This is a genomic window from Oxalobacteraceae bacterium OTU3CAMAD1, assembly GCA_024123915.1.
GTDB lineage: Bacteria > Pseudomonadota > Gammaproteobacteria > Burkholderiales > Burkholderiaceae_D > Rugamonas.
The window spans coordinates 3,775,458-3,801,396 of the sequence record CP099650.1; the positions used below are offsets into that span (position 1 = coordinate 3,775,458).

19 protein-coding genes are annotated in these 25,939 nt (G+C 61.1%); 10 read left to right on the top strand and 9 right to left on the bottom strand.

All coding sequences use genetic code 11. The annotated features are described in order from the left end of the window. Window positions 1-40: 40 nt before the first annotated feature. Genes NHH88_16425 through NHH88_16435 form a run of 3 tightly spaced genes read right to left on the bottom strand, consistent with a single transcriptional unit; the run spans window position 41 to window position 2,647 of the window. Window positions 41-1,486, bottom strand: a complete 1,446-nt coding sequence (locus tag NHH88_16425) for a hypothetical protein (protein USX11307.1) — start codon at window positions 1,484-1,486, stop codon at window positions 41-43. 36 nt (window positions 1,487-1,522) lie between these two features. Further along, on the bottom strand, window positions 1,523-1,792 hold the full coding sequence (locus NHH88_16430; protein ID USX11308.1) for a PAAR domain-containing protein: 270 nt from the start codon (window positions 1,790-1,792) through the stop codon (window positions 1,523-1,525). Between the two features lie 9 nt (window positions 1,793-1,801). Then, complete coding sequence (locus NHH88_16435; protein USX11309.1) at window positions 1,802-2,647, bottom strand: M15 family metallopeptidase; 846 nt, start codon at window positions 2,645-2,647, stop codon at window positions 1,802-1,804. Window positions 2,648-2,880: 233 nt separating this feature from the next. Between NHH88_16435 and NHH88_16440 the strand changes: the two genes are divergently transcribed. The 6 genes from NHH88_16440 to NHH88_16465 are packed head-to-tail and all read left to right on the top strand — an operon-like array spanning window position 2,881 to window position 10,213. After that, window positions 2,881-3,714, top strand: coding sequence for a hypothetical protein (locus NHH88_16440; GenBank protein USX11310.1), 834 nt, complete (start codon window positions 2,881-2,883; stop codon window positions 3,712-3,714). Continuing rightward, the gene (locus tag NHH88_16445) at window positions 3,711-6,566 is read left to right on the top strand and encodes a type VI secretion system tip protein VgrG (protein ID USX11311.1); all 2,856 of its coding nucleotides are present in this window, start codon (window positions 3,711-3,713) and stop codon (window positions 6,564-6,566) included. The genes NHH88_16440 and NHH88_16445 overlap by 4 nt, the downstream gene beginning before the upstream one ends. A gap of 2 nt (window positions 6,567-6,568) precedes the next feature. Beyond that, on the top strand, window positions 6,569-6,781 hold the full coding sequence (locus NHH88_16450; protein ID USX11312.1) for a hypothetical protein: 213 nt from the start codon (window positions 6,569-6,571) through the stop codon (window positions 6,779-6,781). 2 nt (window positions 6,782-6,783) lie between these two features. After that, the gene (locus NHH88_16455; protein ID USX11313.1) at window positions 6,784-7,671 is read left to right on the top strand and encodes a DUF4123 domain-containing protein; all 888 of its coding nucleotides are present in this window, start codon (window positions 6,784-6,786) and stop codon (window positions 7,669-7,671) included. A 51-nt stretch (window positions 7,672-7,722) separates the two neighbouring features. Beyond that, window positions 7,723-8,211, top strand: a complete 489-nt coding sequence (locus NHH88_16460) for a hypothetical protein (protein USX11314.1) — start codon at window positions 7,723-7,725, stop codon at window positions 8,209-8,211. Next, window positions 8,201-10,213, top strand: coding sequence for a DUF2235 domain-containing protein (locus tag NHH88_16465; protein USX11315.1), 2,013 nt, complete (start codon window positions 8,201-8,203; stop codon window positions 10,211-10,213). Before NHH88_16460 ends, NHH88_16465 begins: the two co-directional genes overlap by 11 nt. 817 nt (window positions 10,214-11,030) lie before the next feature. Here NHH88_16465 and NHH88_16470 read toward each other — a convergent pair. The 6 genes from NHH88_16470 to NHH88_16495 form a co-directional block, all read right to left on the bottom strand. Next, complete coding sequence (locus NHH88_16470) at window positions 11,031-11,978, bottom strand: hypothetical protein (GenBank protein ID USX11316.1); 948 nt, start codon at window positions 11,976-11,978, stop codon at window positions 11,031-11,033. 39 nt (window positions 11,979-12,017) lie between these two features. Continuing rightward, window positions 12,018-15,014 (bottom strand): hypothetical protein, encoded by a 2,997-nt coding sequence (locus NHH88_16475; GenBank protein USX11317.1) that lies wholly within the window; start codon window positions 15,012-15,014, stop codon window positions 12,018-12,020. 19 nt (window positions 15,015-15,033) lie between these two features. Beyond that, on the bottom strand, window positions 15,034-16,002 hold the full coding sequence (locus NHH88_16480; GenBank protein USX11318.1) for a hypothetical protein: 969 nt from the start codon (window positions 16,000-16,002) through the stop codon (window positions 15,034-15,036). After that, window positions 15,992-18,832, bottom strand: coding sequence for a type VI secretion system tip protein VgrG (vgrG, locus tag NHH88_16485; protein ID USX11319.1), 2,841 nt, complete (start codon window positions 18,830-18,832; stop codon window positions 15,992-15,994). Before vgrG ends, NHH88_16480 begins: the two co-directional genes overlap by 11 nt. Before the next feature lie 173 nt (window positions 18,833-19,005). Continuing rightward, the gene (locus tag NHH88_16490; GenBank protein ID USX11320.1) at window positions 19,006-19,779 is read right to left on the bottom strand and encodes a hypothetical protein; all 774 of its coding nucleotides are present in this window, start codon (window positions 19,777-19,779) and stop codon (window positions 19,006-19,008) included. Continuing rightward, window positions 19,776-20,777, bottom strand: a complete 1,002-nt coding sequence (locus tag NHH88_16495) for a hypothetical protein (protein USX11321.1) — start codon at window positions 20,775-20,777, stop codon at window positions 19,776-19,778. Before NHH88_16495 ends, NHH88_16490 begins: the two co-directional genes overlap by 4 nt. Window positions 20,778-21,182: 405 nt before the next feature. Here NHH88_16495 and NHH88_16500 point away from each other — a divergent pair, with 405 nt between their 5' ends. The 4 genes from NHH88_16500 to NHH88_16515 are packed head-to-tail and all read left to right on the top strand — an operon-like array spanning window position 21,183 to window position 25,938. Further along, on the top strand, window positions 21,183-22,286 hold the full coding sequence (locus NHH88_16500; protein ID USX11322.1) for an exo-alpha-sialidase: 1,104 nt from the start codon (window positions 21,183-21,185) through the stop codon (window positions 22,284-22,286). After that, window positions 22,283-23,068, top strand: coding sequence for a hypothetical protein (locus NHH88_16505; GenBank protein ID USX11323.1), 786 nt, complete (start codon window positions 22,283-22,285; stop codon window positions 23,066-23,068). Before NHH88_16500 ends, NHH88_16505 begins: the two co-directional genes overlap by 4 nt. A gap of 18 nt (window positions 23,069-23,086) precedes the next feature. Beyond that, window positions 23,087-23,929 carry a hypothetical protein gene (locus tag NHH88_16510; protein USX11324.1) on the top strand — a complete coding sequence of 281 codons (843 nt, stop codon included), beginning with the start codon at window positions 23,087-23,089 and terminating at the stop codon, window positions 23,927-23,929. A 20-nt stretch (window positions 23,930-23,949) separates the two neighbouring features. Beyond that, complete coding sequence (locus NHH88_16515; protein ID USX11325.1) at window positions 23,950-25,938, top strand: LTA synthase family protein; 1,989 nt, start codon at window positions 23,950-23,952, stop codon at window positions 25,936-25,938. Window position 25,939: the final 1 nt, after the last annotated feature.

Consider the following 25,939-nt stretch of genomic DNA (forward strand, 5'->3'; position numbering starts at 1 on the left):
GCTAAAGGGGCTAAGGCGTACTTGGGTTGAGTGAAATGGTTCATGCCGTGGTCTCGGCCGTGGATGGCGGAGCCGCTTGCGGCGCCAGCAGCACGGCGCCACGGTGGAATGGATCGAGATTGGTCACGCACAGCGCCGGGCCTTTGCCGTCGCGGACCTGCTGCTGCGCAAGCACCAGCGCGGCAATGATCGAGACGGCGCCGGCGTCGCCGCAGGCGGACGCGACCGACAGCACCTGGCTGCCCAGGTCGAGTTCGGGCAGCGTGGTGCTGGCCATGCCCAGCAATTCGGTCATGCGGCCGACGCGCTGGTCGCTGTCGGCGGTGAGCGTGGCGATATCGGCGGCGTTGACGCCGGCCGTGGCGATCGCCTGCGTCGCCAGCTCGGCCAGCAGGCCGGTGTCGCCGCGCGGCTTGGTGTCGGCGGAGGCGGCGCGCAGCGCGCTGCTGGCGGGATACATCAGCGCGGCGTCGGCGGCGTCGAACAGCGCGCCCTGGGCGGCGTCGGCCAGCAGCAGGCCGGCCGCGCCTTCGCCCGGGATGCGTCCCTGCGGATGATTGCTGTCGAACAGCATGAAATGGTCGGCCCAGTCCTGCACGCTGGCCGCGCCGATGCGCGAGCCGCACGCCAGCACCAGGCATAGCAACGGTTGCTCGTCCTGCCGCGCCTGGATTGCCAACTGGCGGATCAGCTGCAGCGCCGGTTGCGCGTGCGCGGCCATCAGCGGCGGCGCCAGGCGGGCTTGAGGCCAGCCGTGGCGGGCCACGATGTGGCGCAGCCAGCCGGAGGCGGCGGTACGCTGGGTGTCGGTCCATTCGGCCGGCAGCAGGGTGACCACGTGCAGCGCCGGCAGCGGCGGCAACGGTTTGCCGTCGGCGGCCGCGTCCAGGTAGGCCGGCAGCGCCGGGTGCGGGCCGAGTTCGGCGGCCAGGTCGGCGGCGACGGCGCTGCCGAGCGCCAGTGCGCGCCATTGCTCGTCGACGAAGTCGATCTCCGGATGGTGGGCGCGCAGCCAGTCGGCCATCTCGTCCTGCTGGGCGGCGACGTCGACGTCGTCGACCCGGCCGCTGAGGATGGGGTAGCCGCTCTCGTCGACCAGTTCCGGGTCGAGGGCGAGGTTGGCCTTGCGCGACAACAGCGCGTCCGCCAGGCGGGCGGCGCTGTCGCCGTGCGGCATGCGCAGCGCGCCGGCCAGCACGGTCAGCGGGGCGGCGGCAGGCGCCGCAGGGGCGCTTTGCGCGGCAGCGTCTGCGGCACTGGCGGCAGCGGCGGCGGACGCGGCGGCCGCACCCGCGCCGGCGGCGGCCAGCAATTTGCGTCCGCCCCACACCAGTAGCAACAGCAGCAGCGGCAACAGCAGCAGATAGATCACCAGATCGTCGGTGCCGGGCATGCGGCGCGTCTCGCGCCAATACCACACCGCGCCCAGCCAGCAGGCGGCGAAAGCGGCGGCGACGATCAGGCTACGACTGAGCCAGGGGCGCATCAGCGGCGCCCGTCCATGTGAATACTGTGCATGCGGCTAGACCTGGTCCTTGGTGGCTTGCTGGCTGGCGATCAGGCTGGCGCCGCAACTGGTTTTGTCGCCGTCGCGGGCGACCGGCATGCCGTCGACGATCATGGTCGAGTCGCCGCTGACGATCACGCCCGGCGTGTGGCCGGGAATAGGGCACACCACCATGTCGCCGACGCGGGCGATCGGAATTCCGCCGCTGTCGCTTAACATCGACGCGCTCACCACCACGCCGCCGTGCGACGTCTTGTCTCCCAACCGTATCACCGGACCAGCCATCTCGTCTCCTTAACCTTTTCGTTTCATCACGCCGGCCACCCGCAACTCGGTGTGCCCGAAATCCATCATTTTCCAGCGGCCGCCCCAGGTCAGGCCGACCGACTCGGCCACCTGGCCGTACAGTTCGTATCCACGCATGGCCCACGGATCTTTTTCCGAGATCACCAGCTTGCCGTCACGCAAGAAGGCGCAATCGGCGGCCAGGCCATATTGGTGCCAGCTCTGGAAGGCGGCCGCGTTGGTCACGTTGCTGCCCATGCCGGCCAGCATGTTCTGGCGCTCGGGACTGCGGTAGCCCTCCAGGATCGCCATATCATAACCGTGTTGCTCTTTCATTATCTTAAATACCGTTAACAAGCGCTGGGTATATTCCGGGTCCATCAGCGACCAGTTGCGGCTGGCCGATACCAGCATCGGACGCTCGCGCTCGATCTCGGCCGTGGCGAACACGGTCGGCGGCAGCGCCACCGGCGGCACCAGTTCCTCGCCTTGCAACAGTCCGGCCACCTGGCTGTTCACCTCGCGCGTCGAGACGTCGTAGGCGCCCAGCATGTTCTTGCCGCTCGCCAGGAAGGCCAGGGTCGGCGGCAGGCTGAGCAGCAAGAGTCCGGCCAGGCACAGCCGGTAATGGCGCTTGACGAACGCGGCAAGGCCCTGCGCGGACGCCGCCCCCGACTGCAACAACACTCCCGCACCGGCCGTCTGCCGGCGCTTCAGGCCGGCGAAGCGTCGCTGCAGCGCGGATTCGGCTCGCGCCGCCCGCTCCAGTACATAGGCGCGGCCGGCCGGGAATAGCACCAGCCAGCTGATCAGGCAAGCCAGCAGAAAATAGAGCACCACCGCCAGTAAAAACACGACTACCTCAACCCTGACAACGTTCATCGGCGCCTCGCGGCGGCCACTTTTATAAACTTTCTTTACTGCTAGATTAATTATTGCTTGAGAGTATATCTTACTAGTCTGATAATGTGATGACTATTCGGTTCAATTGTGCGCATGTTGAGTGCGCGTTCAGTTAACGTTCTAACATGCGTCGCATCGCTGTTGAATATAGTAAAGTATTGCAATAACTGACAGGAGTTCGTATTTTGCAACGAAAAGATGAGAGTCCCAAGCCCTCCCGGCCGAGTTTGTTGACCCCGGCGCAGCAGGAAGAGGCGGACCGCAACCGCATATTATCCACGCTTGAGTCCGGCAGTGGCGCAGCCAAGCCGGCCGCCAAGCGTGGCCGCTCGCCGCTGGTGTGGGCGGGATTGGGCGTAGCTTTGCTGATGATCGCAGTGGGCATCGGCACTTATGTGACGCGCGAGACCGCGCACAGCGAAGTGATGACGTCGGTTGCCGCGGCCAGCAAGGAGCTGCCGCCGGCAACTGCGCCGGCTGTCGCTGCCGCTCCGGCTCCGGCTGCTGCGGCCGAGGTGTCGGCCGACGAGGTGCTGGCGTCGGCGGCGCCGGCGGCCGTCATCAACGACGACCGGGCCGCCCAGCAGGCGCCCGAAAAGCAGGAAAGCCTGAGCGAAATGCTCAACGCCGGCGGGCAAACTGCGGCGCCTGCGGCCAAGCCGGGCAACGACGTGCTCAGCAAAGCGCTGGAAACGCCGTCCGCCGGAACGCCCGCGCCAGCGAAAAGCGCGGCCAAGCCGGTGCATAAGCCCAAGCCTAAGCCGGCGCCCAAGGAAACCAAAAAGGCCCCGGCCGAACCGGCCACCACGCCGGAGCAGGAAAGCGACATCGCTTTGCTGTCGGCCCTGGTCGCGCATGCACAGGCCGCCGAGAAGGCTGAAACGGCGAAGAAGCCCAGGCTCAGCGTGAAAGAACAGCTGGCCCAGTGCAAAAAATTCGGCAAAACCAAGGCTGCCGAGTGCCGCGCACGCATTTGCGAAGGCCGCACCAAAACCGGCGATTGCAAGGTGGCGCGATGAGTTTTTCCCTGGTGGACCAGGTTGTCGGCGCGCTGGCGGAGTTCAGCAGCGCCACCCGGCTGTACGCGCTCAGCTTCGGCGACGATGGCCCGGCCTTGATGGTCGAGGCGTTCGCCGCTGACGAAGGCTTGCAGGCGATCGGCGCGCGCGACATCATCGCGCTGTCGACCGACGCCCACATCGAACTGGCGCCCTTGCTGGGCAAGCCGGCCACCCTGGAAACCAGCCTGGCCGACGGCACCCGCGCCCGCTTTAGCGGCTTGGTCAGTGAAGCGGCGATGCTGGGCAGCTTCGGCGGCCTGGCGCGCTACCGCCTGCGCTTGACGCCATGGTTGTGGCGCCTGAGCCAAGTACGCAACAGCCGCGTATGGCAAGACAAAACCGTCATCGAGATCGTCGAGGCGGTGTTCCAGGAGCACGCGCCGCTGGCGGTGTGGCGCTGGAGCGACGAGACGGCGCCGTTCATGGCCGCCGCCGGCGCGCGCAGCTATTGCTGCCAGTACCGCGAATCCGATTTCGACTTCATCACCCGGTTGTTGACCGAAGAGGGCCTGGCCTGGCGCTTCGAGGAAACCGGCGAAGGCCACGGCATGGTGCTGTTCGCCAACAGCGTCGAAACCAGCGCCACGCCCGAGGACGCCAGCAGCGCGGCCGGTGGCGGCATCCGCTTCCACGGCGCGCGCGTGGGCGAATCGGCCGACACCATCCAGGCGCTGCGCGCCCACCGCAGCCTGCGCGCCGCGCTCAGCACCGTTTTGAGCTACGACTACAAGGCCAAGAGCGCCGTCAGCGCCAGCGTGCCGACCAACCAACCGGTCGGCGGCGCCAACGCCCCTATCCTGGAAAGCTACGACACGCCCGGCCAGTATTTCTTCGCCGATGGCGAGCAGGCCCAGCGCTACGCCTTGCTGCAAATGGAGGCCAACGAAGCGCGCCGCCACCTGTGGGACGCGCGCTCGACGGTGCGCACCTTGCGCCCCGGCACCCGTTTCACGTTGACGCAAGGACCGCTGGCCGGCGGCGAGGCCGAGGCGGCCTACGTGGTGCTGCGCGTGGTCAGCGTGGGCGTCAACAACCTGCCGACGCCGGCCAAGCAGGGGCTGGAGGAACTGTTCGGGCCGATCCCGGAATTGCTCGAGGAATCGCTGCGCGAACAGCCGGAGAACTTCGCCGCCGTCATCGCGCAGGCCAGCGACAGCGGCTACGCCAACCACTTCGAGGCGATCGCCGCCGACACGCCATGGCGTCCGGTGGTGGGCGAGAACGGCTTGCGCCACCACCCGAAACCGACCGCGCACGGCAGCCAGAGCGCCATCGTCGTCGGGGTCGACGGCGGCAGCAGTGCCAACGGCGCCGACGAGATCTACTGCGACAAGCTGGGCCGGGTGCGCATCCGTTACCACTGGCAGCAGGACGCCAGCGCCACCTGCTGGGTGCGCGTGGCGCAGCGCTCGGCCGGCGGCGGCATGGGCAGCCAGTTCCTGCCGCGCATCGGCCAGGAGGTGCTGGTGCAGTTCCTTGAAAACGACATCGACCGACCGATCATCGTCGGCGCGCTGTACAACGGCCAGGGCGAGGGCGGCCAAGCGCCCACGCCGGGCGGAAAGAGCGACCGCGACAGCGACACCGCCGTGTTCCAGTCGGCGCACGACCATGGCGTCTCGGGGCAGGGTAACGTCGCCGGCGGCAACAGCCCGCTGTGGCACGGTGCCGCCGCCGACACCGCCGGCCACCGCAACAGCGCCGCGCAATGGGGCATCCGCAGCAAGGAATTCGGCGGCTCCGGCTACAACCAGCTACTGTTCGACGACACCGACAACCAGGGCCGCATCCAGCTCAAGAGCAGCCACGCGGCCAGCGAACTGAATCTCGGCCACCTGATCCACTCGGCCGACAACTATCGCGGCAGCCTGCGCGGCACGGGCGCTGAACTGCGCACCGACGGCTACGGCGCCGTGCGCGCCGGCGCCGGCTTGCTGGTGTCGAGCTATAAGATCACCCACGCGGCCGACGCGCGCGAACCGGCGGGCGACAATGTGGCCGGCATGGCGCTGCTCAAGCAGGCCGTCAAGCTGGGAGAGACCTTCAGCGGCGCGGCCAAGACCCACGAAACGGTGGCGTACGCCAGCCACCTGGGCGCGGCCAAAGCCGACACCAGCAAGCTCGACGACAAGGCCGCGCCGTTGAAGGCGATGCTCACCGCCGCCTCGGGCATGCTGAGCCAGGACAGCATCGAAGCAGCACAAGCCGACGCGCCGGACAAGCCGATCGCGCCGGCCGACGACAAGCTGCCTCACACCAGCGGCGCCGTCATCGCCATCGCCGCCAAGGCCGGGCTGGGCGTGCTGGCCGGGCAGAATTTGCAAATGGCCAACGGTGAAACGATCACCTTGATGAGCGGGCAGGACACGCAGTTCGCCACCGGCGGGCAGATGCGCGTGCACAGCGGCCAGGCCATTGGCATGCTGGGCGGGGCGGTGAAGGCCGGCGAGAACAACATGGGCCTGCAGCTGATCGCGGCCAAGGACGTGATCGATCTGCAGGCGCAGGGCGACGTGCTCAACGTGCAGGCGCGCGACGACGTCAACATCGTCAGCGCCAACGCGCACATCGACTGGGCTGCGGCCAAGAGCATCAGCCTGTCGACGGCGGGCGGGGCGAACATCACCATCACTGGCGGCAACATCACGATCCAGTGCCCGGGCAAGATCACGATTCATGCGGCGAAGAAGAGCTTCTCCGGCGGCCAGGAGGTCAACTATAAGTTGCCGATTCTGCCGCAGTCGGTGTGCGTGGAATGCCTGGCCAAGCGGGCAGCCCAGCGTACCGCGTTCATTAACAAGGGGGCGTAGGCGTGATCCAGGCATCTAAAAGGCTTACCCGGCGCGTGCTATTGGGCGCCGCCGGTTGTCTGTTATTGGTTTTCGGCTTCGGCAAGAAGGACGTGGCTGCGGGCGAGGGTGACAGCATTGCGAAGCCGACGCCGGCGCCGCCACAAGAGCTGTGCATCGAATGTCTGGCCAAGCGCGCAAAGCAGCGCACGGCCTTTATAAATAAGTGGGTGTAAGTATGGAAAAGTATCCGCATCTCGGTGCGCTGGCTACGGTGGCGTCAACTCATCCCCACTGGAACTGGTACGCCATCGCCGACAGCGCACAGAACAGTGCCTTGCCAGGTGCGCTGACGGCAACTGGCGGTGAGGTGAAATGTCTGCTGGGCGCCACGCAGGGCAGTCCGCTGGCGGAAAAATCGCCCCATCTGGTCGCTCTGCCCAGCCCTGCGCGCGGCGGTGTTGCCTGGGAGTGGATTGACCAAACGGCCAAGCGTCAGCCTTGTGTGACCGTGGTCGCCAGCCGGTTGCCGTTCGACGTGCTTTTTGAGCAGTTAAAACAGTTCGCAGAGATCCGCCTGCCCGACGGCACAGAAATGTTCTTCGCGTTCTGGGACCCGGCCATCCTCGGCACGCTGATCGGCCAAAAGGACGACCCCACCTTGCATGTACCAGGTCCCGTGCTCGATGAGGAACAGCGCAAGATGTTGTTCGGCGGCTTGTCTGGTTGGTGGTATTGGGACCGAGACGGCACGCAGCATTCCGTCGAAATCGACGGAGCGGCGCTCACGGTTCGCCTGACAAAACCATTGATGCTCGGGCAAGGACAAGTGGATGACTTGGTTGAGGCCAGCTTGCCCGATCACGTGCTGTTTTATGTCGACTTGAATCAGCCATTCTTATTGAACGACATTCCACCGAAAGAGCACTATTCCTATGTGGCGAGGGCTTTGACCGGGGCGCGGGACATTGGTCTGGAGACCATGCAAGATTTGGTGAATTACGTTTGCGTGTCGCTGATCTATGGCGCTCGGCTGCGGGAAGATAAAGACCTGTTAGCGCTGTTGGCTCGGGTGAAAAGCGGCGAGATGCGGTTCGCCGCCGCGATGAGTCTGATGCCCGAATAGTCGGTGCGCATGGACCACTGATCTCGGGCCCATTGAATAATGGATTGGAATATGTTGAAAACAAAAGTGGCGGAAGTTACCGGAGCAAAGCGGCGCAACATCATGCTGGCCGCTTGCGGTTTTCTTTTACTTAACGCTTGCGAGGCTAAGGATATGCGTGTCGTACTGGATTTGGTGTTGTTCAACTACTTGGATCGGCCGATTTTCGCGGTGAATGTGGATGGCGTCGGCTACGAGGTGTCTGGCGCCTATCCCGAGACCGGCAAAAGCACGACAACCGGCTTTGCGTTGACGCTGGGCCCCAAAGTCGTCACCTGGAAGCTTGATGGACCGAAAGGAACGCCCCGTAACGGCGAAACGGTTCAGAACAAAAACGCTTTGGCGCTGACCCAGAGCGAAATCGTACCCGGTGCGAAGTTTATCTCCGTTCACATTTATCCTGACGACACAGTTGAGCTCGTAACCTCGGCCCACTTCCCCCGCGCAACCGCGCGCGGTGAAAAGGCAGCCGCAAAAATGGACGATCGGCATGGCAAATGAAGCGATACCTGCGGCAGCGGCTGCTTCCCGCGATGTTCCCGATGAACCGGCAGGTCCATTCCAGGACTGCCGCGATGTTGTGCATATCAGTCTGTTCTTTGATGGCACCGGCAACAATCGCGAGGCCGATAACGCGGACAAGAAATGGAGCAATGTCGGACGTCTGTTGATGGCGATGCGCCAGCAAGACAACGTATATCCAGTCTACATCTCTGGCGTGGGTACGAAATTCAATGGCACGGCTGGCAATTGGTTAGATTCCGCCGGGGTGTGGATTGAAGATCACATCGAAGGCTTGGGCTTTGGTGGTGGTGGCGAGCGCAGGCTTCGGCAGGGCGAGGACGCTGTCAACCAACGCATGTTCGATGCGCTTCTTGCGCAGGCGAAAGCGCAAGGCCTTGAGGTGGAAAAATACGCCGCTGCTGCTAGCGCCAAGGGCATGGCGCAGGTCCACGAAGCCCTGGCAAAACACCGTCTGATCAAAATGATCGACATGTCCTTCTTCGGTTTCTCGCGCGGCGCGGCGCTAGCCAGGGCGTTTTCCCATCGCATCATCACGAACTGTAAGAAAAGCGGCAATGACCTGTTGCTCGAAAATTATCCGATGCGCCCCAGCTTCCTCGGCATTTTCGACACCGTCGCGTCTTTCGGACTTCCTGCGCACAATGTCCAGCTACCTTTCCGTGATCGTGAACTGGTCGTTTCGCCGTTGATAGAACGTTGTGTTCACTATATAGCGGCGCACGAGGTGCGCGTCGCATTCCCGGTGGATCTGATCAGGAAAAACGGGAAGCTGGCCGGCGAGTGGGTGGAGAACGTTTATCCGGGCGTCCACTCCGATGTCGGCGGCGGTTATGCTGCGGACGACCAAGGTATCAAGAATAATTACGCTCGAATTCCGATGCGCGACATGATGCGCGAGGCCGTTTTCAACGGCGTCAGGATGAAGAGTTATAAGGAGATTGAGGCCAAGACGTATGCGATGTTCACGGAGCGATTTGAATGTCTGGAAACCACGGAGGCTGCGTATCGCGACTATATGGCCGCCTGCGGCGCCATGAGCGGGACGGTTGAAAACCAGATGAAGCGCCACCTCGAAGTGTTTTACAGCGCCAGTGGGACCATACATCGCCGAGGTATCGAGACGCCGGGCGCTCGCAGCCGTGCCGCGAGTACCTTTAAATCCTTGGGTCCCAAGGGAATGGCATGGGAAGTGGACCGCTACCGCGAAGTTGCCAAAACCGGCGAATGGCTGCGGATTGGCGGTAGTGCCGTCAATAGCTATGCTCAGTATATTAAACCCGAAGACTGGCAATTGTCCGCCTGGGATAAGCCGGCGAACAACGGCGTGGTGAACTTCGTCTCCACGTTCATCCACGACTCGAAGGTCGACTTCATCGGCAACATCGAACCGTTCAGCTACTTCAAACCAAGGGGCGTTTGGGAATCGAACGTCAGTGTCTGGACCGAATGGGGTAATTGGGTCGTTGCCAAGAGCGATGCCGTGAGCAAGACCGTTGGGGATGCCTACGAATCCGGCAAACAGCAGGTTGGAGAAGCGGTGGACGCCACGACCAAGGCCGCCAAGGACACTGCTGAAGCGGCTCAGCGCAAGGCTGAAGAGGCAGCGGCGTACACCAAGCGTAAAGCGGAGGAGGCGGCAGCCTACACTCAGCGCAAAGCGCGGGAGGCGGCCGACTACGCGCGGCAAAAAGCCGATGAGGCGGCAGCAGCCGCCAAGCGGGCGTATGACGCCACCGCCAAGGCAGCCAATGACGCCGCCGAGGCCGCCCAGCACCAGGCGCAGGAAGCTGCTGCCTATGCGCGACGGAAAGCGCAGGAGGCATCCGACGCGGTGGAGGGCGCCTATAACGCCACAACCAAGGCCGGTAGAGATGCAGCCGCTGCCGGGGCTAAGAAGATTGGTGATATCGAGGACGGGGCTGAGAGGTTGTACGACCGGGGTATGAACTGGATAAAACGTACAGTTAAGGGGCAGTGAGGGTGGTATTCAGCCTTCCGATGATATGGACTGCTACTCATCAATGAGCATATCCACGTGGTAAACTAAGGGGCGTGCGTGTGCCGGCGTCTTTGGGAATCGGGCCGTCGGCCTCGTCAGTTAGCCATCAATTTAGAGCTCCACTCGCGTCTTTATCGTTGTACGACATGCCTGAGTTATTGGGAAAAGAATGAGCATTACGCGGATGTGGTGCCGGAAAGCACAGTACGAGCCGACTGTCCGGATGTGATCCGAAAGTTGAGATGAGCTTTGATCGCGAAAGGCATGGTACTTCTTTTTTGGCCCTACGGCGCGCTTGAAGTGCTATTCAAGTGGCTGTGACTCAATTTATTGTGGCGAACGAAATACGCCCGAGTTCTTGGGGGCTCAAGATCTCGAAATCTCCTAAATAACCCAAACCATGCGTTTTTGCGACACTTCTTCAAAGTTTCGTCATAGGGCCCGCTTCGTTAGAATAATAAGCTCCCATGGGCAGGGACGGCTTAGCTAGCTTCTCAGATTTTTTCGTGGATTTAAATAGATCAATTTGTGTGGATAACGTGAGCCCTAATGCTGCCACCACCTTGTCCATGTACCGTGAGAAAGACATAAAATCTTTCCAACTAATACCGACAGTTACAGCCAAAACCCGTACTACTCCGTAGGATGCCGTCCTAAGAAGCACCACCCAGGAAAATCTGATTTCCGCAGCAAGAAGCCTGCGCCTGAGAACACTACCATTGCGCGGAGCACGATCAGAGAGCTAACTGATCAGCGCTTCCCTAAGTTTTAGCGGTAGAGACTATGGTCATGATTATTACTTCTCGTTTAGCTCAGGTCCAATAGCCGTAAGCACTTCAGCGGGCCAACTGATTGAGATTGATGTCGAGTAGCTGAGCCACGAAAATATTCCAAGTAGTGTAAATATAGGGATCGTAATTGGGAAAAAAAATAGCCAAATAATGGTTAAGAATCTCGCGTTCTTCCACCATTTTTTGAAGTTTTCGCCGTATGGTCCAGATCGCGCCATACATTGCATAAAGCTAGCTGGCTTTTCAATATTTGTGATCATCTCTCCTGGTGGCAAGCGGGGACCGCCTTCTTCCATAAATCTACGCACGTGTTCATATACCGCCGGAACAGTCTGCTCACCATGATGGATACTGTTGCCTAACATAAAGCTATCGATAATGGTTTGATCATGGTCACTCTTCTGAACGCTGAAAACCAGTGCGTGCATACGATTTAGTGTGGAGCCGTCGGCATTGAAGGCCACGTGGTGCTCTGCCTTTACCAGATCCCAATCATGCATAACTACTTTGAGTGGCCACGATGACAACAATCCTCTCCATCCTGGTTTAGTCTCACTCAAAATTCTGTAAATTTTTCTGTTTTTTCGATCAAAAATTATTGGCTCGTCAATAGGGCGAAAAAATTCGGTACGTAGTGCCTTTAAGAAAACAAAAAACGCAATGGTATTCCCAATTGCCAATATGGAAAACGTCACGACAAAGTCAAACCAAGAAAATCTCTTAATAAGCCCGTCAATAAACATGAAATCTGCACAACCTACCCCCAGTAAGAGCAATGAACCGAAGAAAGCTACCATCCCTCTACTTCCATCGGCGCTCCCCTTGTATTCAATTGAATCATGAAATTCCTTCTTTATGAGGTTAAGTCCGATTGCAGAGGTTGATGCTGGAGTGCCTTTTTTGTAAGTTGTTACCACGCCTGATAATTTATTTTTGGAAGTTGAAGAACTCAAAATATTTTCCTTGCTATTTTTATGCGATGGGTCTTATTGTCAAGATTTTTGTTTTTCCGCCTCTATTCGTGACTGCTCGATCACTTTATCGAGCGCCGCTTTCTCGGCTGGCCAATCTCCCTTCGGAAACATGTCATCTCGCTTTCCACTGAAGATGATGCCGCCATCTAGTCCAAAATAGCTTCGGGCTAGCCAAACTTGTAAGTCGGTAGGTGTGAGGATAATCGCGCCGACCTGAAAAGCCACACTCGCACCAAGCAAAACCAATCCGACGCCAGATGCGGTTAATGCCACTCCGCCTACGGTCGCCAAGACGGCATTGGCGCCCAAGCGAACCCCAACCGTTCGGACGACGGCGCCGCCTATAGCGCGTGCCGAAAGGCTGCTTGCGACATAGCCCGTGGATATGACGCTTGCAGAGACCATAGTCCCGAAAGAGGCGCCTGCCGACAGCAGGTAGAGCCGGCTAGCGGTGGTATTGCCTGCGTCTGCTTGATCATTTCGCTTCTTATACGAGGCGACCATATTGATATAGCCCCCGGCGATGCCGGTTACTCCTCCAAGAAATCGCATGGCTCCGAGTCCCATGCTTTTCTCAATTGCCGCTTCGGCTGCGTGGGTCCCGACTTTGCGCGTCAGGTAAATCTGTCCGTATGCCCCGAACATCTGCAGTGCGCCACCACTAAAGCCCACTATACTATCCAGTAGTCCATACGTCGCGTCGAGCCTCGCGCTGTCGGTGTCTGCCTTACTTAACGCCGCCATCCCATACCACATGCCGATAGTCTGGATCACCATGCTTCCAAGAGCCAGTCTTCCGTCTAAGCTTTTTGATAGTTCCAATAGATTGGCCCCGGTGGCTGTTCTGCTCATCGCGGGAATGGCGTTACGGATAAGGTTCGAGGCTTTCCCTGCCATGCTAGCTTGACGCTGATATAAATCTAAAAAGGCTTGTTTGGAAAGAATCGCGGCTTTTCCCGCCGCTGCTTTTGTTGCTGCATTGGCGCCGCCGGTTCCCATTTTTACCTTGCCATTGGCAGATGACGTTGTCATTGATGAAACGTCACCCCCGGCAGCCTTTATTGCCTCCGTATCGGTAAGCAGAGTCAACGTCACCATCTTGCCAGCAGTTCGATGCTCTTCGATTCTGGTTTTCGTTATACCGACATTCTGACCTTGGCGGGCTGCCAAAATCGCAAGTGCCTCGTCAGGGCTGACGTTCATCCTAATCAAAACGGGCAGCTTCGGCGCATCACCCTTAAGTGCGCCTTCCACTGCATATTCCAATAATTTCTGGAATTTCATCAACGTCTGTAATTTTTCGAGGGCCTTTGCTGCGGTAGGGTGAGTAGAGGCTATCGACATCGCCGCGCCCGTCAACGCTGTAATTTGTCCAACGCTGTAAAGCGCCAACGCGTGACCGATCCAGCCGTGCGATTGCATGACGCGGTCTGATCTTACAAGTTCGCTGTATCCCTTCAGCATGTCGAACGTTTTGTCGCGCATGCCGTCACCACCAGGATCGCCATTTAATTGGGCAAGCGCAGCCGCGACCAAATTTTCCTTATTGCCGATAGTAGCCCGTACAGCCGAAGCATCCGCTTCTGTAATGGGTCGATCGAGCATTGCGACATAACGCTCGGTTACCGAACCGGCGGTCATTGGTGCAGGCGTATGAATCAAATGGTTTTCATGTGCGTATATCACGCTGTCGAGGCCAGGATTAGAAGCGGACACTTCGGATTGCGGATCGAAATGACGAACAAAGTACATCAGCGTCTGTGGGTCTTCGGCGGCCGAGAACCAGTCCTCTTCCATTTTTCGAAGTGGGTCGTAGTGCTCGACTTTCATCCGCTGATTGAAGTTGTTTACCCAGTTCGATCGCGCCTCTTCGTCAACGTATTTCGAAAATTTTGACCAGCCTTTCGCCGCTTTTTTCTCAGTCCACTCCCGGAGCCGGTTCGCGTGGTTAGGATAAAAAAGCCACACAACTTGCTCTTTATCAAGGATGGCTTTGCGCATAAATGGGGCCAACCTAAAGCCGGGTTCTGTAAGCAACGCATTCGCTTCGGCAGTCGTGAGCACCCGGCCAGTGGTTCCATCAGGCCACTTTTGATTCTTGAAGGCCCGCATGGTGGTTAAGGGTGTAACTTCCTCAAAACTTTCGGCGTCTGCTGCATCAATTTGAGATTTCTTTAGACCTAGAACTACATTGGAACTATTAATCGGATGTGCGATTTCGGGTTTCGCAAATTCCCGTTTGACAGGCTCGTTGCGTCGAACCCTGAGTGAATTGAGTTCCGCAGCGATGCCTACGGGATCGCGCAATACAACCGCAACCTCCTTGCCTGCAGTCTTCGGATGCTTCGCAGCAGCGGCCGTCAATCCAGCCGCCAACTCATCGACTCTTCTCGCCACGCTATTAAACGCAAAATCTTGCTCCGCCGAGCCGTCCATAACGTAAGAGGTCAACGCGCACTCCAGCACTTGAGCCTTGAGTTTTTGCGCGGTCGGCGTGAAAGTGTTCGGTCCGTTCCCTCTCAGGGAGACATGCTGCATCACCGTTGCATCGCCACCGTTTTTCTTGCGCAACGTGTCGTTCCAAAGGTTGGCGCTGTACGCTATCCAGATTTCAGCGATTTTGTCAGCTTGAGGGATATTCAATACCTTCATGCCTGTAGCGATGTGTACCTCTCGCTCGCAAGTGAAGGGCTTGTCCGGCTGGTCAAACAACGCATGTTCTTGCGGGAGGATATCGGCTTGCTCGGTCACCCGGTAGACCCGCCAGTGCGTCATTCGGGGTGGAGGGTTGGGAATGTAGACGTGCACATAGCCCGCGCGCAGCAGGCGCAGTCCGAAGCGGGCTTCGGTTGGCAGGCGCGAAGGCAACAGGCCGGCGACGGATGCGGGTTCGGCGGCAACCTTATGCGAGTCAGGTGCGAGCAGCAGAGGACTTTTGGAGATGGGGCTAGGGCGTAGCAGCAGCAGCGAGAGCGAGCTTTTTTTGCATACATCGCAACCGGTAGTCGTGGCCATGTGTATCTAAATCCTTAGGTCAATCAAATCGGGCGGTTTTCTCCGCCTTTTGTATTAATGTGATGAGGTCGCGGTGCACAAAGCTCACCGGCTCGGCAGGCTCGCTTTCCGAACCTGGGTCCTCTAGCAGCTCTTGGATCGCCGGCAGCTTTGCCATCGATGGCCGCCACATCGCCAGCGCGCCCCATACGGTGTCATCGACGTCGCTCTTGAAACGATGCGGCCATCGGAGCGCAGCATCGGCGGCGAGGAGGCGCGCCGTTTCGGCGGAGGAGTAGGTCGGCGGCGCTATCATGGCATCGGTAAAGGTCGTCTCTCCGAGGTAGTGGGCCATCGCTCGATGCAGCATTTCGCCGGTAAGCATCCTTTGCCATTCAGTCTCGTCCAGGCGTAGTCGCTCGCGATGCTCGCCAGGCGATTGCAGACGGCACAGATCGCCATCGGCTTTCAAATAGGTCCAGCTCTGAAGGCGTCCGAATTGCGCGGCGACACGGCTTTGGCCGGCGACGTGGCATAAGAGATCAAGCACCCGGCGATCGCCCAGGCGCAAGTAAGTCGCCTTGGTGTTCGCATCGGTGTTGACTCGGCACATTTCCGCAACAAGCGCACCGAGCTCCGGCCAGCGCATGCTGCTTTGCAGCCAGCCGCCGATGCGATGGGCTGAGCGGCCTGTTCCATCGAGTCCGCCAGACTGCGACGCGAGGCGCTCTTCTTCGGCGATGTCGAGTGTCACCTCCAGCAACGGGTCGTCCGGTCCCAGCAGTTGAATCAGGTAAGGATGTTGGTGCGCGGGGAGCGTAATGCTCTTGGCAAGCTCCACCGGGACGATGTCGCGCCCCCAACCCTGCATGCGCTGATCTGTCGCAGCTGATCCAGCGGCGGAGATGCTGATGCCGGGCAGGGGTTCGCCAACCATCGGATCGACCAGCACAAACAGCGGCGTGACAGGATCGATGCTCGCGCGTAGCTGAGCGAGCTTAGATTGCACTGGCGCCCCCCGTGGCGGCATCCGATTGTGCTGATGAGCATTCAGCCAGCTTGCCGACGGCTGGCAGCTTCAACTCGCTCGAAGAGCTAGATGGCCCCGTCAGCTCCTTGCTGCTCGCTTTAAAGGTGATCGTACCCGGGCCGTGAAGCATGATATTGCCGCCCTCCATCTTCAGGCTGGCACCTTGGGAGGTCAGCGCAAGATATTGCTTGGCGCTGGCAGTGATGCTCTTCGCCACGCTAGTTACGGTCAGCGCTTTGTCGGCAGTGAGCTTCGTTTCGTCCGACTGGCTTTGAGCGCTGACCTTGCCGCTGGCCGCGTGCAGACGAATACCAATTTCCTTGTTTGGTTTTTCAGCGTTGGTCGCCTTGCCATAAGTAAATAGGCCGATGCCCGCTGCCACCGCATGGAGTGTATTGCCTTGGGCCGCGAAATTGATGTCATGGCCGGCGCTCAGATTGCCGGTTTTGCCGGAGGCGAGCAGGGCGTTGGCCGGCGTCGCCGCCACGATGCCGGTCGGGCTCGAAAGTTGCGCATGGGCCTCGGTGTAGGCGGCCGCCTTGAGCGATTCGGATTGGCCGCCGGAGTCGGAGGACGATCCGCCATCCGTTCCACTCAGCACTTCACCTACATGCTTCACCTGTTTGATCGACGGCAGTTCCGCCGGTGCCGGTTCGTCCTTGAGCTTAGCGTTATGTTTCTGCGCCATCTCGACCAAATCGGTTTGCAGTTGAAAACTCTCTTCCAGCTGCGTGATGGCTTCCTTCGAGTCCATCTGGCTGCCGGTGGCGCTGCCGCGCGCGTCGGTCGATAGCAGCACGCCTTTGCCGGCCCGCACCGCTATGCTGTGCTCGGTCTTGAGCTCGGCGCCGAAGCCGGCCGCCTTCAGCCGCTGGTTGTCGCTCTGGTGCAGCAAGTGGCCGAGGTTCAGTTCTGCTGTGCCCTGGTGGGCGGTGGCGTGGCGCTGCAGACCCACGCGCGATTGCCCCGGACTGTCGTCGAATACCAGCTGGTTATAGGCGCCGCTGCCGCCCTGGCTGGACTGGATCGCTTGCGTCTTGATGCCCGACAGCGCCGCCGGATGCGCGTGGCCGCCGGCCTCGCCGGGGAACCAGGCGGGGGCGTTGCCGGTCGCCACGCCGGCGCCACCGGCCACTTGATTATGCTGGGCGTCGGCTTGGCCGCGCCCGTTGTAGACGGTGCCGAGCACCACCGGCCGGTCGATGTTCCCCTCCAGGAAATCGATCAGCACTTCCTGTCCGATGCGGGGGAGGGCGCTGCTGCCCCAGTTGGCGCCGGCCACCGGCGCCATCGGCGTGGCTACGCGCACCCACGTGCCCGCCTGGTCGTCGCCGGGCGCGCCGGTGTGGCCGTCCGGCATCGGATGCGCCAGGCGGCTGTGGCTTTGCGCGCCGCGCTGCCAGTGGAACTGCACCTTCACGCGATGGTCGCGGTCGGTGTGGATCGGCGCGCCGGGCGGGCCGACCACGATGGCGGTCTGCTGCCCGTGAATGGTAGGGCGCGGATGGAGCAGTTGGCCGTGGGCGTCCGTGCCGCTGGAGCGGTATGGGATGTTGCTGCGGATGGCGTCGATGCGGTTGCGGTACAAAGGCCGTTCGCCCATGGCTTTGCCCACCGCGTGCAGGCTGGTCTTTTCTTCCTCGCCGATCAAGGCGTCGAGCAGGCCCTGGCCGAGCCGCTGCATCAGGCTCGACTTCAGGTCCGCACTGAGATTGTTATGCATCAGGTGTACTGTGCGCACGATCAGGAAGCTGCGTTCGTCGTCGCTGCCGGCCAGATCGAACTGGGCTTGGCCGGTGAGGGCGAACGTGGTACCGGGCGCGAGCGTGCGCACGGTGCCGGCGCCTACATGGATCTCCTTGCTGGCCTCGAAGACCTGCAACTGGTTATCGGCGATGCGCTGGCCTTGTTCGCGCGACTGGTATGCGTAGGCGCCCGGGGCGTCGCGGCTGACCAGCGGGGCGCTGTCGCCGCCGTCCGCGCTGGCGGCGCCGACCGGACGGGTGTCGAGCGAGCGGTAGTCCCAGCTGCTCAGCTCGATGGCGTTGGTTTGCAGGCGCAGCTCGGTGCGCCAGCGGTCCAGCGTGTCCTCCCGCATCGTCGCGCCGGGCTGGCTGAAGGCGATGCTGGCCTGGGCGTTGGGCTTGAAGCTGCCGTTGTGGTCGGCGATGACCATCGTGTGGCTGCCCAGGCCGGGGCTGGCGGCGTCGCCGGTGTGCTCGAAATAATCGAACAGGCCTTCCTCGTGCATCAGGCGCCGGGCAAAGGCGAGGTCGCTTTCCTGGTACTGGGTGGTGATGCTGCGCTTGGGATAGACGGCGCGGTCGAGGATGTCGAAGCGCCACGCCGGCACTAGCTTGCCCTGGCCCTGGTAGGCGCTAAAAATGGTATCGAGGATGTCGAACACCGTCATGTCCTGGAAGATGCGGCTGTCGCGCCCGCGCGCGAGGAAGGCGGTCCAGGGTTCGACGGTGAGGTTGTAACGGGCGAAGCCGCCGTTGGCGCCGGCCATGTCGATGGCGGTGACGTGGCCGTGGAACGGTCGCAATTGGTCGCGGCTGGCGGCGGTCATCAGTTCCAGCAGCACCGGCTGGCCGATCAGCGATTTCAGCGAAATGGCGGCGTCGGTCGACAGCGCAGCGATCTTAAAGCTGAAGCCGATGCCGATGCCTTCCTCGCCGCGCACGCATTCAGCCAGCAGCACGTCGGCGCCGAGTGGCGTGGTGAGTTTAAGTATCCGCGTACTTTGCGTGAAGCCGGCGAGCAGGGAGGCGGACGAGCTGTTTTGCGACGAAACCGGTTCTGACATGTTACTTCTACTCCAGATATGCCGCGCTGGTACCTCCAACGCCGGGCTAGATATAATCCATGCAAGATTACACCCTAGAAAGTACTGTTTGACAAGTGCGATTCGATTGAAGAGGTGGCAGAACGGGAGTCTGTCACTTAGGGTCACGCACAATATGGCCTGGGTCTTGTGATCTAGCGCCTGGTCTTGGTTACCATGTCCACGTAGACCGTCGGACGCTGCGGGTCGAAATGTTTCGGCAAGTGGTAATAGACGAACCATCCCCTCGTCAGAAAAGCCAGAGCCATCATATCGATAGGAATTGAGAAAATTCCAAGGAAAATGTGCGGGAAAGGCAGGCCTACAAATCCCACGATAGTTTTTGCAAATGGCATTGTGCCGAAGGCTAGGCCGGCGAATAAGAGAAAATATCCTGCGTTCGGAAATAGACTGAGCCTATATTTCTTCTCTAATAGGCGCACATCATTCTTCTGCAGATAGAACGTTTGCTTGTTCCGGACTTGATAAAGCTGGCCCAGCAGTTGCGGATCGTTCCTGACATCCTGGTACATGCGCCAGATTTTCGTGCTGAGCGTGGCAATGACACCCAGATAAACAATGAAGAACACGAGCCGATATGGCAAAGGAATGGAGGCGTACAGCAAAAAGCAGAGCCAAGGGGTCCCGCCTAACATACCGATGCAGGCTAGCTGGATTGACGCCACGAAGAAATATTCAACGGACCAGCCCCAGTTAAATATTCGGGGTAAGCACACAAGAGCGAGTGAAATGGTTAATGTAAGTGTAAAAAACAACGTCAAGGGATTTTGCAAGTAGGGCGTATCCGGTGCCGCTCCCGACGACAGCGCGATCGAACAAAGACTCATGATCAGAGGAATCCCCGCGCCGAGCGAACACATGTTTCTGGGTTTTGCAAACGCAGGGTTGATTAAATCGAGGTCGTTCAAGATGCTGTTCCAGTGCCACGTAACGACGCTTCTGTGCTTGGCTGGTCAGCAAATTGAACCGGCGGGCCGACCGCCGCCAGCACCTCGTCGGACCACTTGATGGGGATCGATGTGGAATAGCTGAACCACGAGAAAATGCCGAGGAGCGTCAAAATCGGGAAAGATATGGGAAACAGGATAAAGCGGATGATCGTTAACACCCAGGCCTGCGCCCACCACAGCTTCAACGTGTCGCCGTAGGGACCCATGCGGGCCATGCATTGCAGGAAGGTGACGGGATTTTCCCTATTGGATAGCACTTCGCCCGGCGATAAATGCGGGCCGCCGTCCTCCATGAACTTACGTACATGCTCATACATGGGGGCGACTGTTACCTCACCAAGCAGCATGCTGCCGCCCAATGTGAAAGCGTCAACAACAGTCGCATCGGTTGGGCTCTGGCGAACAATGAAAACCAGCGAGTGCATACGACTCACTGTCGATGTATTTGCGTTAACCACGGCATGGTGTTCGGCATCTATCAGGTTCCAATCGTATGTCGCCGATCTCAGTGGCCAATGTTTAAGCAACCCCCTCCAGCCAGGCTGAACTTCTCGGAAAATTCTGTACACTTTCCTGTTCTTGCGATCAAAAATGATGGGTTCGTCCGCTGGCCGGAACAGCTCGAGTCGAACACACCAGAGGAACAGAAATATGCCGACCGGGGTGAAGATGCCTACGGCAAATATCGTTATGATCAGGCTGGACACCGAGAAAGATTTTGCATTTACTGAAAAGGAAATGGAGTCAACCACGACCATTCCGGCCATAGCCAACATTGCAAGTCCGAGGAAGATCAGGAGTCCCCTTACTCCATCCATGATGCCTCTATATTCGATGGCGTCGGAATACTGCGCTTTGATCAGATTGAACGCGATCGTAGCCTTCGAGGCCGGTACGTCCTTCTGAAAAATCTCAACCACCCCGGACATTTTCTTATTGGGCTTCGGCGACTCCAAACTTCCTCCTGATGCGCGGCATCGTCTGAGTGACAGATGCAATCCAGGCAAGATTACACCCTAGAAATTACGATTTAACAAGGGCGATCTGATTGGCGCGGTCCGGCACCGCGAATGGAGGATGTCCCACCACCGGATCGGCCCTCGGAGACAAGTGCCGTGCTCTAACATTTCTTTCGTGTTTTCATGTACGATACCGGATTCGCCAAAGTAAAGCTGGGCGAAAACTGCTAGTGCTAGTGTTACCTCCCGCCGCAACCCGCGCGCGGAGGGTTGTTAATTTAGGGCAAGAGGATCATTGCACGTGCTTCCTTCATGTCCCGATCTCTTGGAGACGGAATGGGAGCTTCGCGCCCACCTTTACAGCGGGCAGCCAGTCTGATCATACTGGCATGTGTCCTGGCCGTGACCACCGCGGTGGCGGCCGAAGCCTGGCGCTGGTCGCGTGCTGCCCAGCCCGGCGGCCAGCCAGCCGCCGCCCACACAACGGCCGCGCCGACCGATCCCACCCTGACCGAATTGTCCCGCGCCATCATTCCGATGCCCAAGGGCGTGCCGTCCGCGCACGCCAGCGCGCTCGCCAGCCTGCCCGGCGGCGACCTGATTTCCTTCTGGTGGGCCGGCAGCCGCGAGAGCGGCCCGGACGTGAAGGTCTACGCCTCGCGCTGGTCGCACGGAAAATGGAGCGATAACTGGGAAGTGGCCAGCCGCGAATCGTTGGGCGCCGTGCTCGGCCACGGCGTGCGCCGTATCGGCAACCCCGTCGCCTGGACCGCCACCGACGGCACCGTCCACCTGTACGTGGTGGCCACCGGCCTGGGCGGCTGGGCCGCCTCGCGCATCGTGCAGATGGAGTCGCGCGACCAGGGCGCCAACTTCACCGTGCGCCGCGTGCTGCCGATGTCCCCCGTCTTCAATACCAGCGTGCTGGTGCGCTCGACGCCCATCGGGCTGGCCGATGGCGGCTGGTGGCTGCCGGCCTATTTTGAGATCGGCAACAAATACCCGATGCTGATGGCGTTCGACGCCAGCGGTGCGCCGCAGCGCCTGACGCGCATCGGCGCCCGCACGCAATCGCTGCAGCCGACCCTGGTGCCGGTGTCGGCGACCGAGGTGCGCGCGTGGATGCGCGATGCAGGCGAAGATCGGCGCGTGCAGCAGGCGTTCAGCCGCGACGGCGGCAACAGCTGGCAAGACATGGACGCGACCCCGATGTCCAACCACGGCACCGCGCTGGCCGTGCTGCGCCTGACCAACGGCAGCTTCCTGATGCTGCGCAACGAGGGCGCCGCCGGCAACATGGCGCGCAGCACCTTGTCGCTGTCGATCTCGACCGACGCCCACGCGTGGCGCCCGCTGACCGATATCGTCAGCGGCAAGCCCGGCGACGAGTTTTCGTATCCGGCGATGTATCAAGTCGGCGATGAGCTGCATATCACCTACACTTACCAGCGCCGCGCGATCGCGCACCACCGCCTGAAAATCCATCCCGGGAAGGACCTGCTATGAGCTTGCCTGATCTCGCCCTGCAGATCGTCTACGGGCGCCTGGCCTGGGCGCTGGTTGCCGCCGCGATGCTGCTGGCGATCCTGCCCGTGTTGAAGCCGGCGCTGTTGTCGACCTGGCTGTCCAAGCTCGCCCCCAAACCGTCGCCCGCCGTCTTCGCGCTGCGCCCGCGCCGCTCGATGGCCAACGCCGCCTTCGTTCCCGGCGTGGTCCTCGCCACGGTGGTGCTGATGGCCTTGCCCGACGCGGCGTCGCCGGCCTACTGGTTGACCCTGGTGTTCCAATATCCGAGCGGGCTGCTGGTCGGCTTCAGCCTGGTGTCGCTGCACGCGCGCTGGCAGGGCCGGCCGGTCCGTCTGGTCATGCCCGCAGGCTTGGCGGTGCCGCTGGTTGTCGCCGGCCTGGTGCTGTATCTGGACGCCTTCGGCGTGCTCGCCCTCGGCCTGTATTCCAGCGGCTTCGGCGCCGTCGCCGCGCCGTTGACCGCTTGCGCGGTCGCCATCGCCTGCGCGGTGGCCATCGTGCGCGGCCGCGCCGTCGCCGGCGCCGCCGCGCTGCTGGTCGCCGTGCTGCTGTTTTCGGTGCTGCGCCTGCCTTCCGGCAACCTGTGGGACGCGCTGCTCGACCCGCTGCTGTGGTCTTGGGCGCTGGGCTCGACGGTCGTGGCGCTGTTCCGGCAGCGCGCCGCGCGCCGCACCGAGCTGGTGTCGCCGCTGGCGGAGCTAGAGACGTCGCCGATCCCGGAACCGGTGCTCGCGCACGCGGCCGCTAACGAACAAATTTAATCAGCAATGGAGTAGTGCATGGTAAAGAACAAGTGGTATGTTCATCCGGTGATCGCGGTCGGGGTCCTCGTCAACATCTTCGTGATGGCGCTGGCGATCCTGTGGAAGGGCGACCAGACGGCGATCTGGCGCCTGGTCGTGGAGGACGGCATCGTCGAGTGGATGCAGTTCCTGTGCTTCACCGTCACCGCCGGCATGCTCGGCTTCCTCGCCGTCGAACAATGGCAGCGCACGCCCAAGATCAACCTGCAACTGCTGGCCTTCGTCGGCCTGACGGCGCTGGTGGCGCTGGCCGCGCTGGAGGAAATCAGCTGGTTCCAGCGCATCCTGCACATCGCCTCGCCCGAGTACTTCCTGGCCAATAACCGCCAGTCGGAGACCAATCTGCACAACCTGGCCGTCGGCAACGCCAGCCTGCACAAGACCGTGCTGCTGAAGGTGATCGCCATCGTCGGCCTGACCCACAACATCATCTTGCCGCTGCTGGCGCGCAAGCGTCCGGGCATCCAGCGTTTCGTCGAAAGCTTCGGCCTGTACCTGCCGCCGCTGTCGGCGTCGGTGATCTACATCGCCCTGGTGGCGCTGTCGCACCTGGTCATCGATCACCCGCGCAAGGGCGAGCTGGGCGAGATGTTCGGCGCCGTCCATTACATGACCACCGTGTTCGCCGCCTACTACATCGGCGTCGGCTACGGCAAGCCGCCGGTGTTCGCGCAGCCGGCCGACGCCCGCCGCGTGTCGACCTTGTTCGCGATGGTGGTCGTGTTCCTGTTGTTCACCGCCTGGCTGATGAGCGCCGGCGCCGGCGCGCCGCAGTACATGGCATCGCATCCCATGGTCACCGGCACCTCCGCCGATTAACGTACCGGACAGGGACCGTCATGACACTACGTTCGAATAGCCTGTTGAACCGCTGCGCGGCAAGACTCGAAAGGCTGACCGCCTGGGCCGGTCCGTTCTCCAGCTTGCTGCAATTGCTGTTGCTCGGGCTGCTCATCCTCACCTTGTCGCGCGCCGGCCTGGTCGCCTGGCAGTGGAGCAGGGTGGCGCCCACCGGCATTCCGCTGCGGATCTTCGTCCAGGGCGTGCGGGCCGATTTGATCTTGCTCGGCTACTTCCTGGCGATCCCGCTGGTGCTGGCGCCGCTGCTGGCGCACCGGCGCACGCAGCGCCTGTGGCGCCTGTTGTCGGTCGGCTGGGCCACGTTCGCGTTGATCTTCATCGTGTTCATGGAAGTGTCCACGCCGCAGTTCATCATGCAGTTCGACGTGCGGCCGAACCGGCTGTTCATCGAGTACCTGTCGTATCCGCACGAGGTCATCGCCACCTTGTGGAACGGCTTCCGCATCGCCCTGGTGCTGGGGGTGATTGCCACCATCCTGCTGGGCGTGGGCTTGTACCGGCTGCTCAAGGCCGCCTCGGCCAACATGGCTGTATGGCGTCCGCTGAAGCTGCTGCTGGTGTGGCCGGTATTGGTGTGCCTCGTGTTCGTGCAGATCCGCTCGACCACCGCGCACCGCCCGGCTAATCCGGCTCTGTTCGCGCTGACCGGCGATTCGATGGTGAACTCGCTCATCATCAACTCGCCGTGGTCGGTGTTCGACGCGCTCAACTCGATGAGCAAGGAAGCCAATTCGTCCGAGATCTACGGCAAGTATCCGCGCGAGAAAGTCTTCCAGGTCGTCAAGAGCGCGCCGTGGCTCAAGGATGCGCAGTTCACCTCCGCCGAGTTGCCGACCTTGCACAAGCAGGTCGCCACCGCCCAGCGCGAGCGTCCGCTCAACCTGGTCATCGTGCTCGAGGAGAGCCTGGGCGCGACCTTCGTCGAATCGCTCGGCGGCGTGCCGGTCACCCCCGAACTGGAAAAGTTAAAGAAGGAAGGCTGGTGGTTCGAGCAGCTGTACGCCACCGGCACCCGTTCGGTGCGCGGCATCGAGGCGGTTGTCGCCGGCTACGGTCCGACCCCGGCGCGCAGCGTGGTCAAGCTGTCGCTGGCCCAGCAGAACTTCTACACCTTGGCGCTGGGCCTCGGCCAGAAGGGCTACCACACCGAATTCGTCTACGGCGGCGAAGCGCACTTCGACAATATGCGCGGCTTCTTTACCGGTAACGGCTTCCAGAAGGTGGTCGACCGGCGCGACATGAAGCCGGTGTTCGAAGGCAGCTGGGGCGCCTCCGACGAGGACTTGTTCGACAAGTCGCTGGAGCGCCTCAAGACGCTGCACGCGGCCAACAAGCCGTTCTTCAGCCTGATCTTCACCTCGTCCAACCACGAGCCGTTCCAGTTCCCGGACGGACGCATCCAGTTGCACGACGCCGAGAAGCAAACCGTCAACAACGCCGTCAAGTACGCCGACTATGCGCTGGGCCGCTTCATCGCCCAGGCCAAGAAGGAAGCTTACTGGAAGGACACCGTGTTCCTGATCGTCGCCGACCATGACAACCGGGTTTACGGCGACAGCCTGGTGCCCATCAATAAGTTCCATATTCCCGGCCTGATCATGGGCGCCGACATCCAGCCCAAGGTCATCAAGACCATCGCCAGCCAGATCGATCTGGCGCCGACGATGTTGTCGCTGATGGGCGTGTCGAGCGAGCACCCGATGATCGGCCGCGACTTCGCGCGCGACAGCGAAACCCCGGGCCGGGCGCTGATCCAGTTCGATAATTACTTCGCCTGGCTGGAGGGCTCGTCGGCCACCATCCTGCGTCCGGGCCAGGAGCCGTTGCTGGGCAAGTACGACGCCGCCACCAAGACCTTGACCACGAGTTCGGCGCCAGCCGATCCGCAACTGGTGGACAAGGCCATGTCGCACGTGGTGCTGCCGTCCATCCTGTACCGCGAGCAGCGCTACAAGTTGCAGAAGTAAG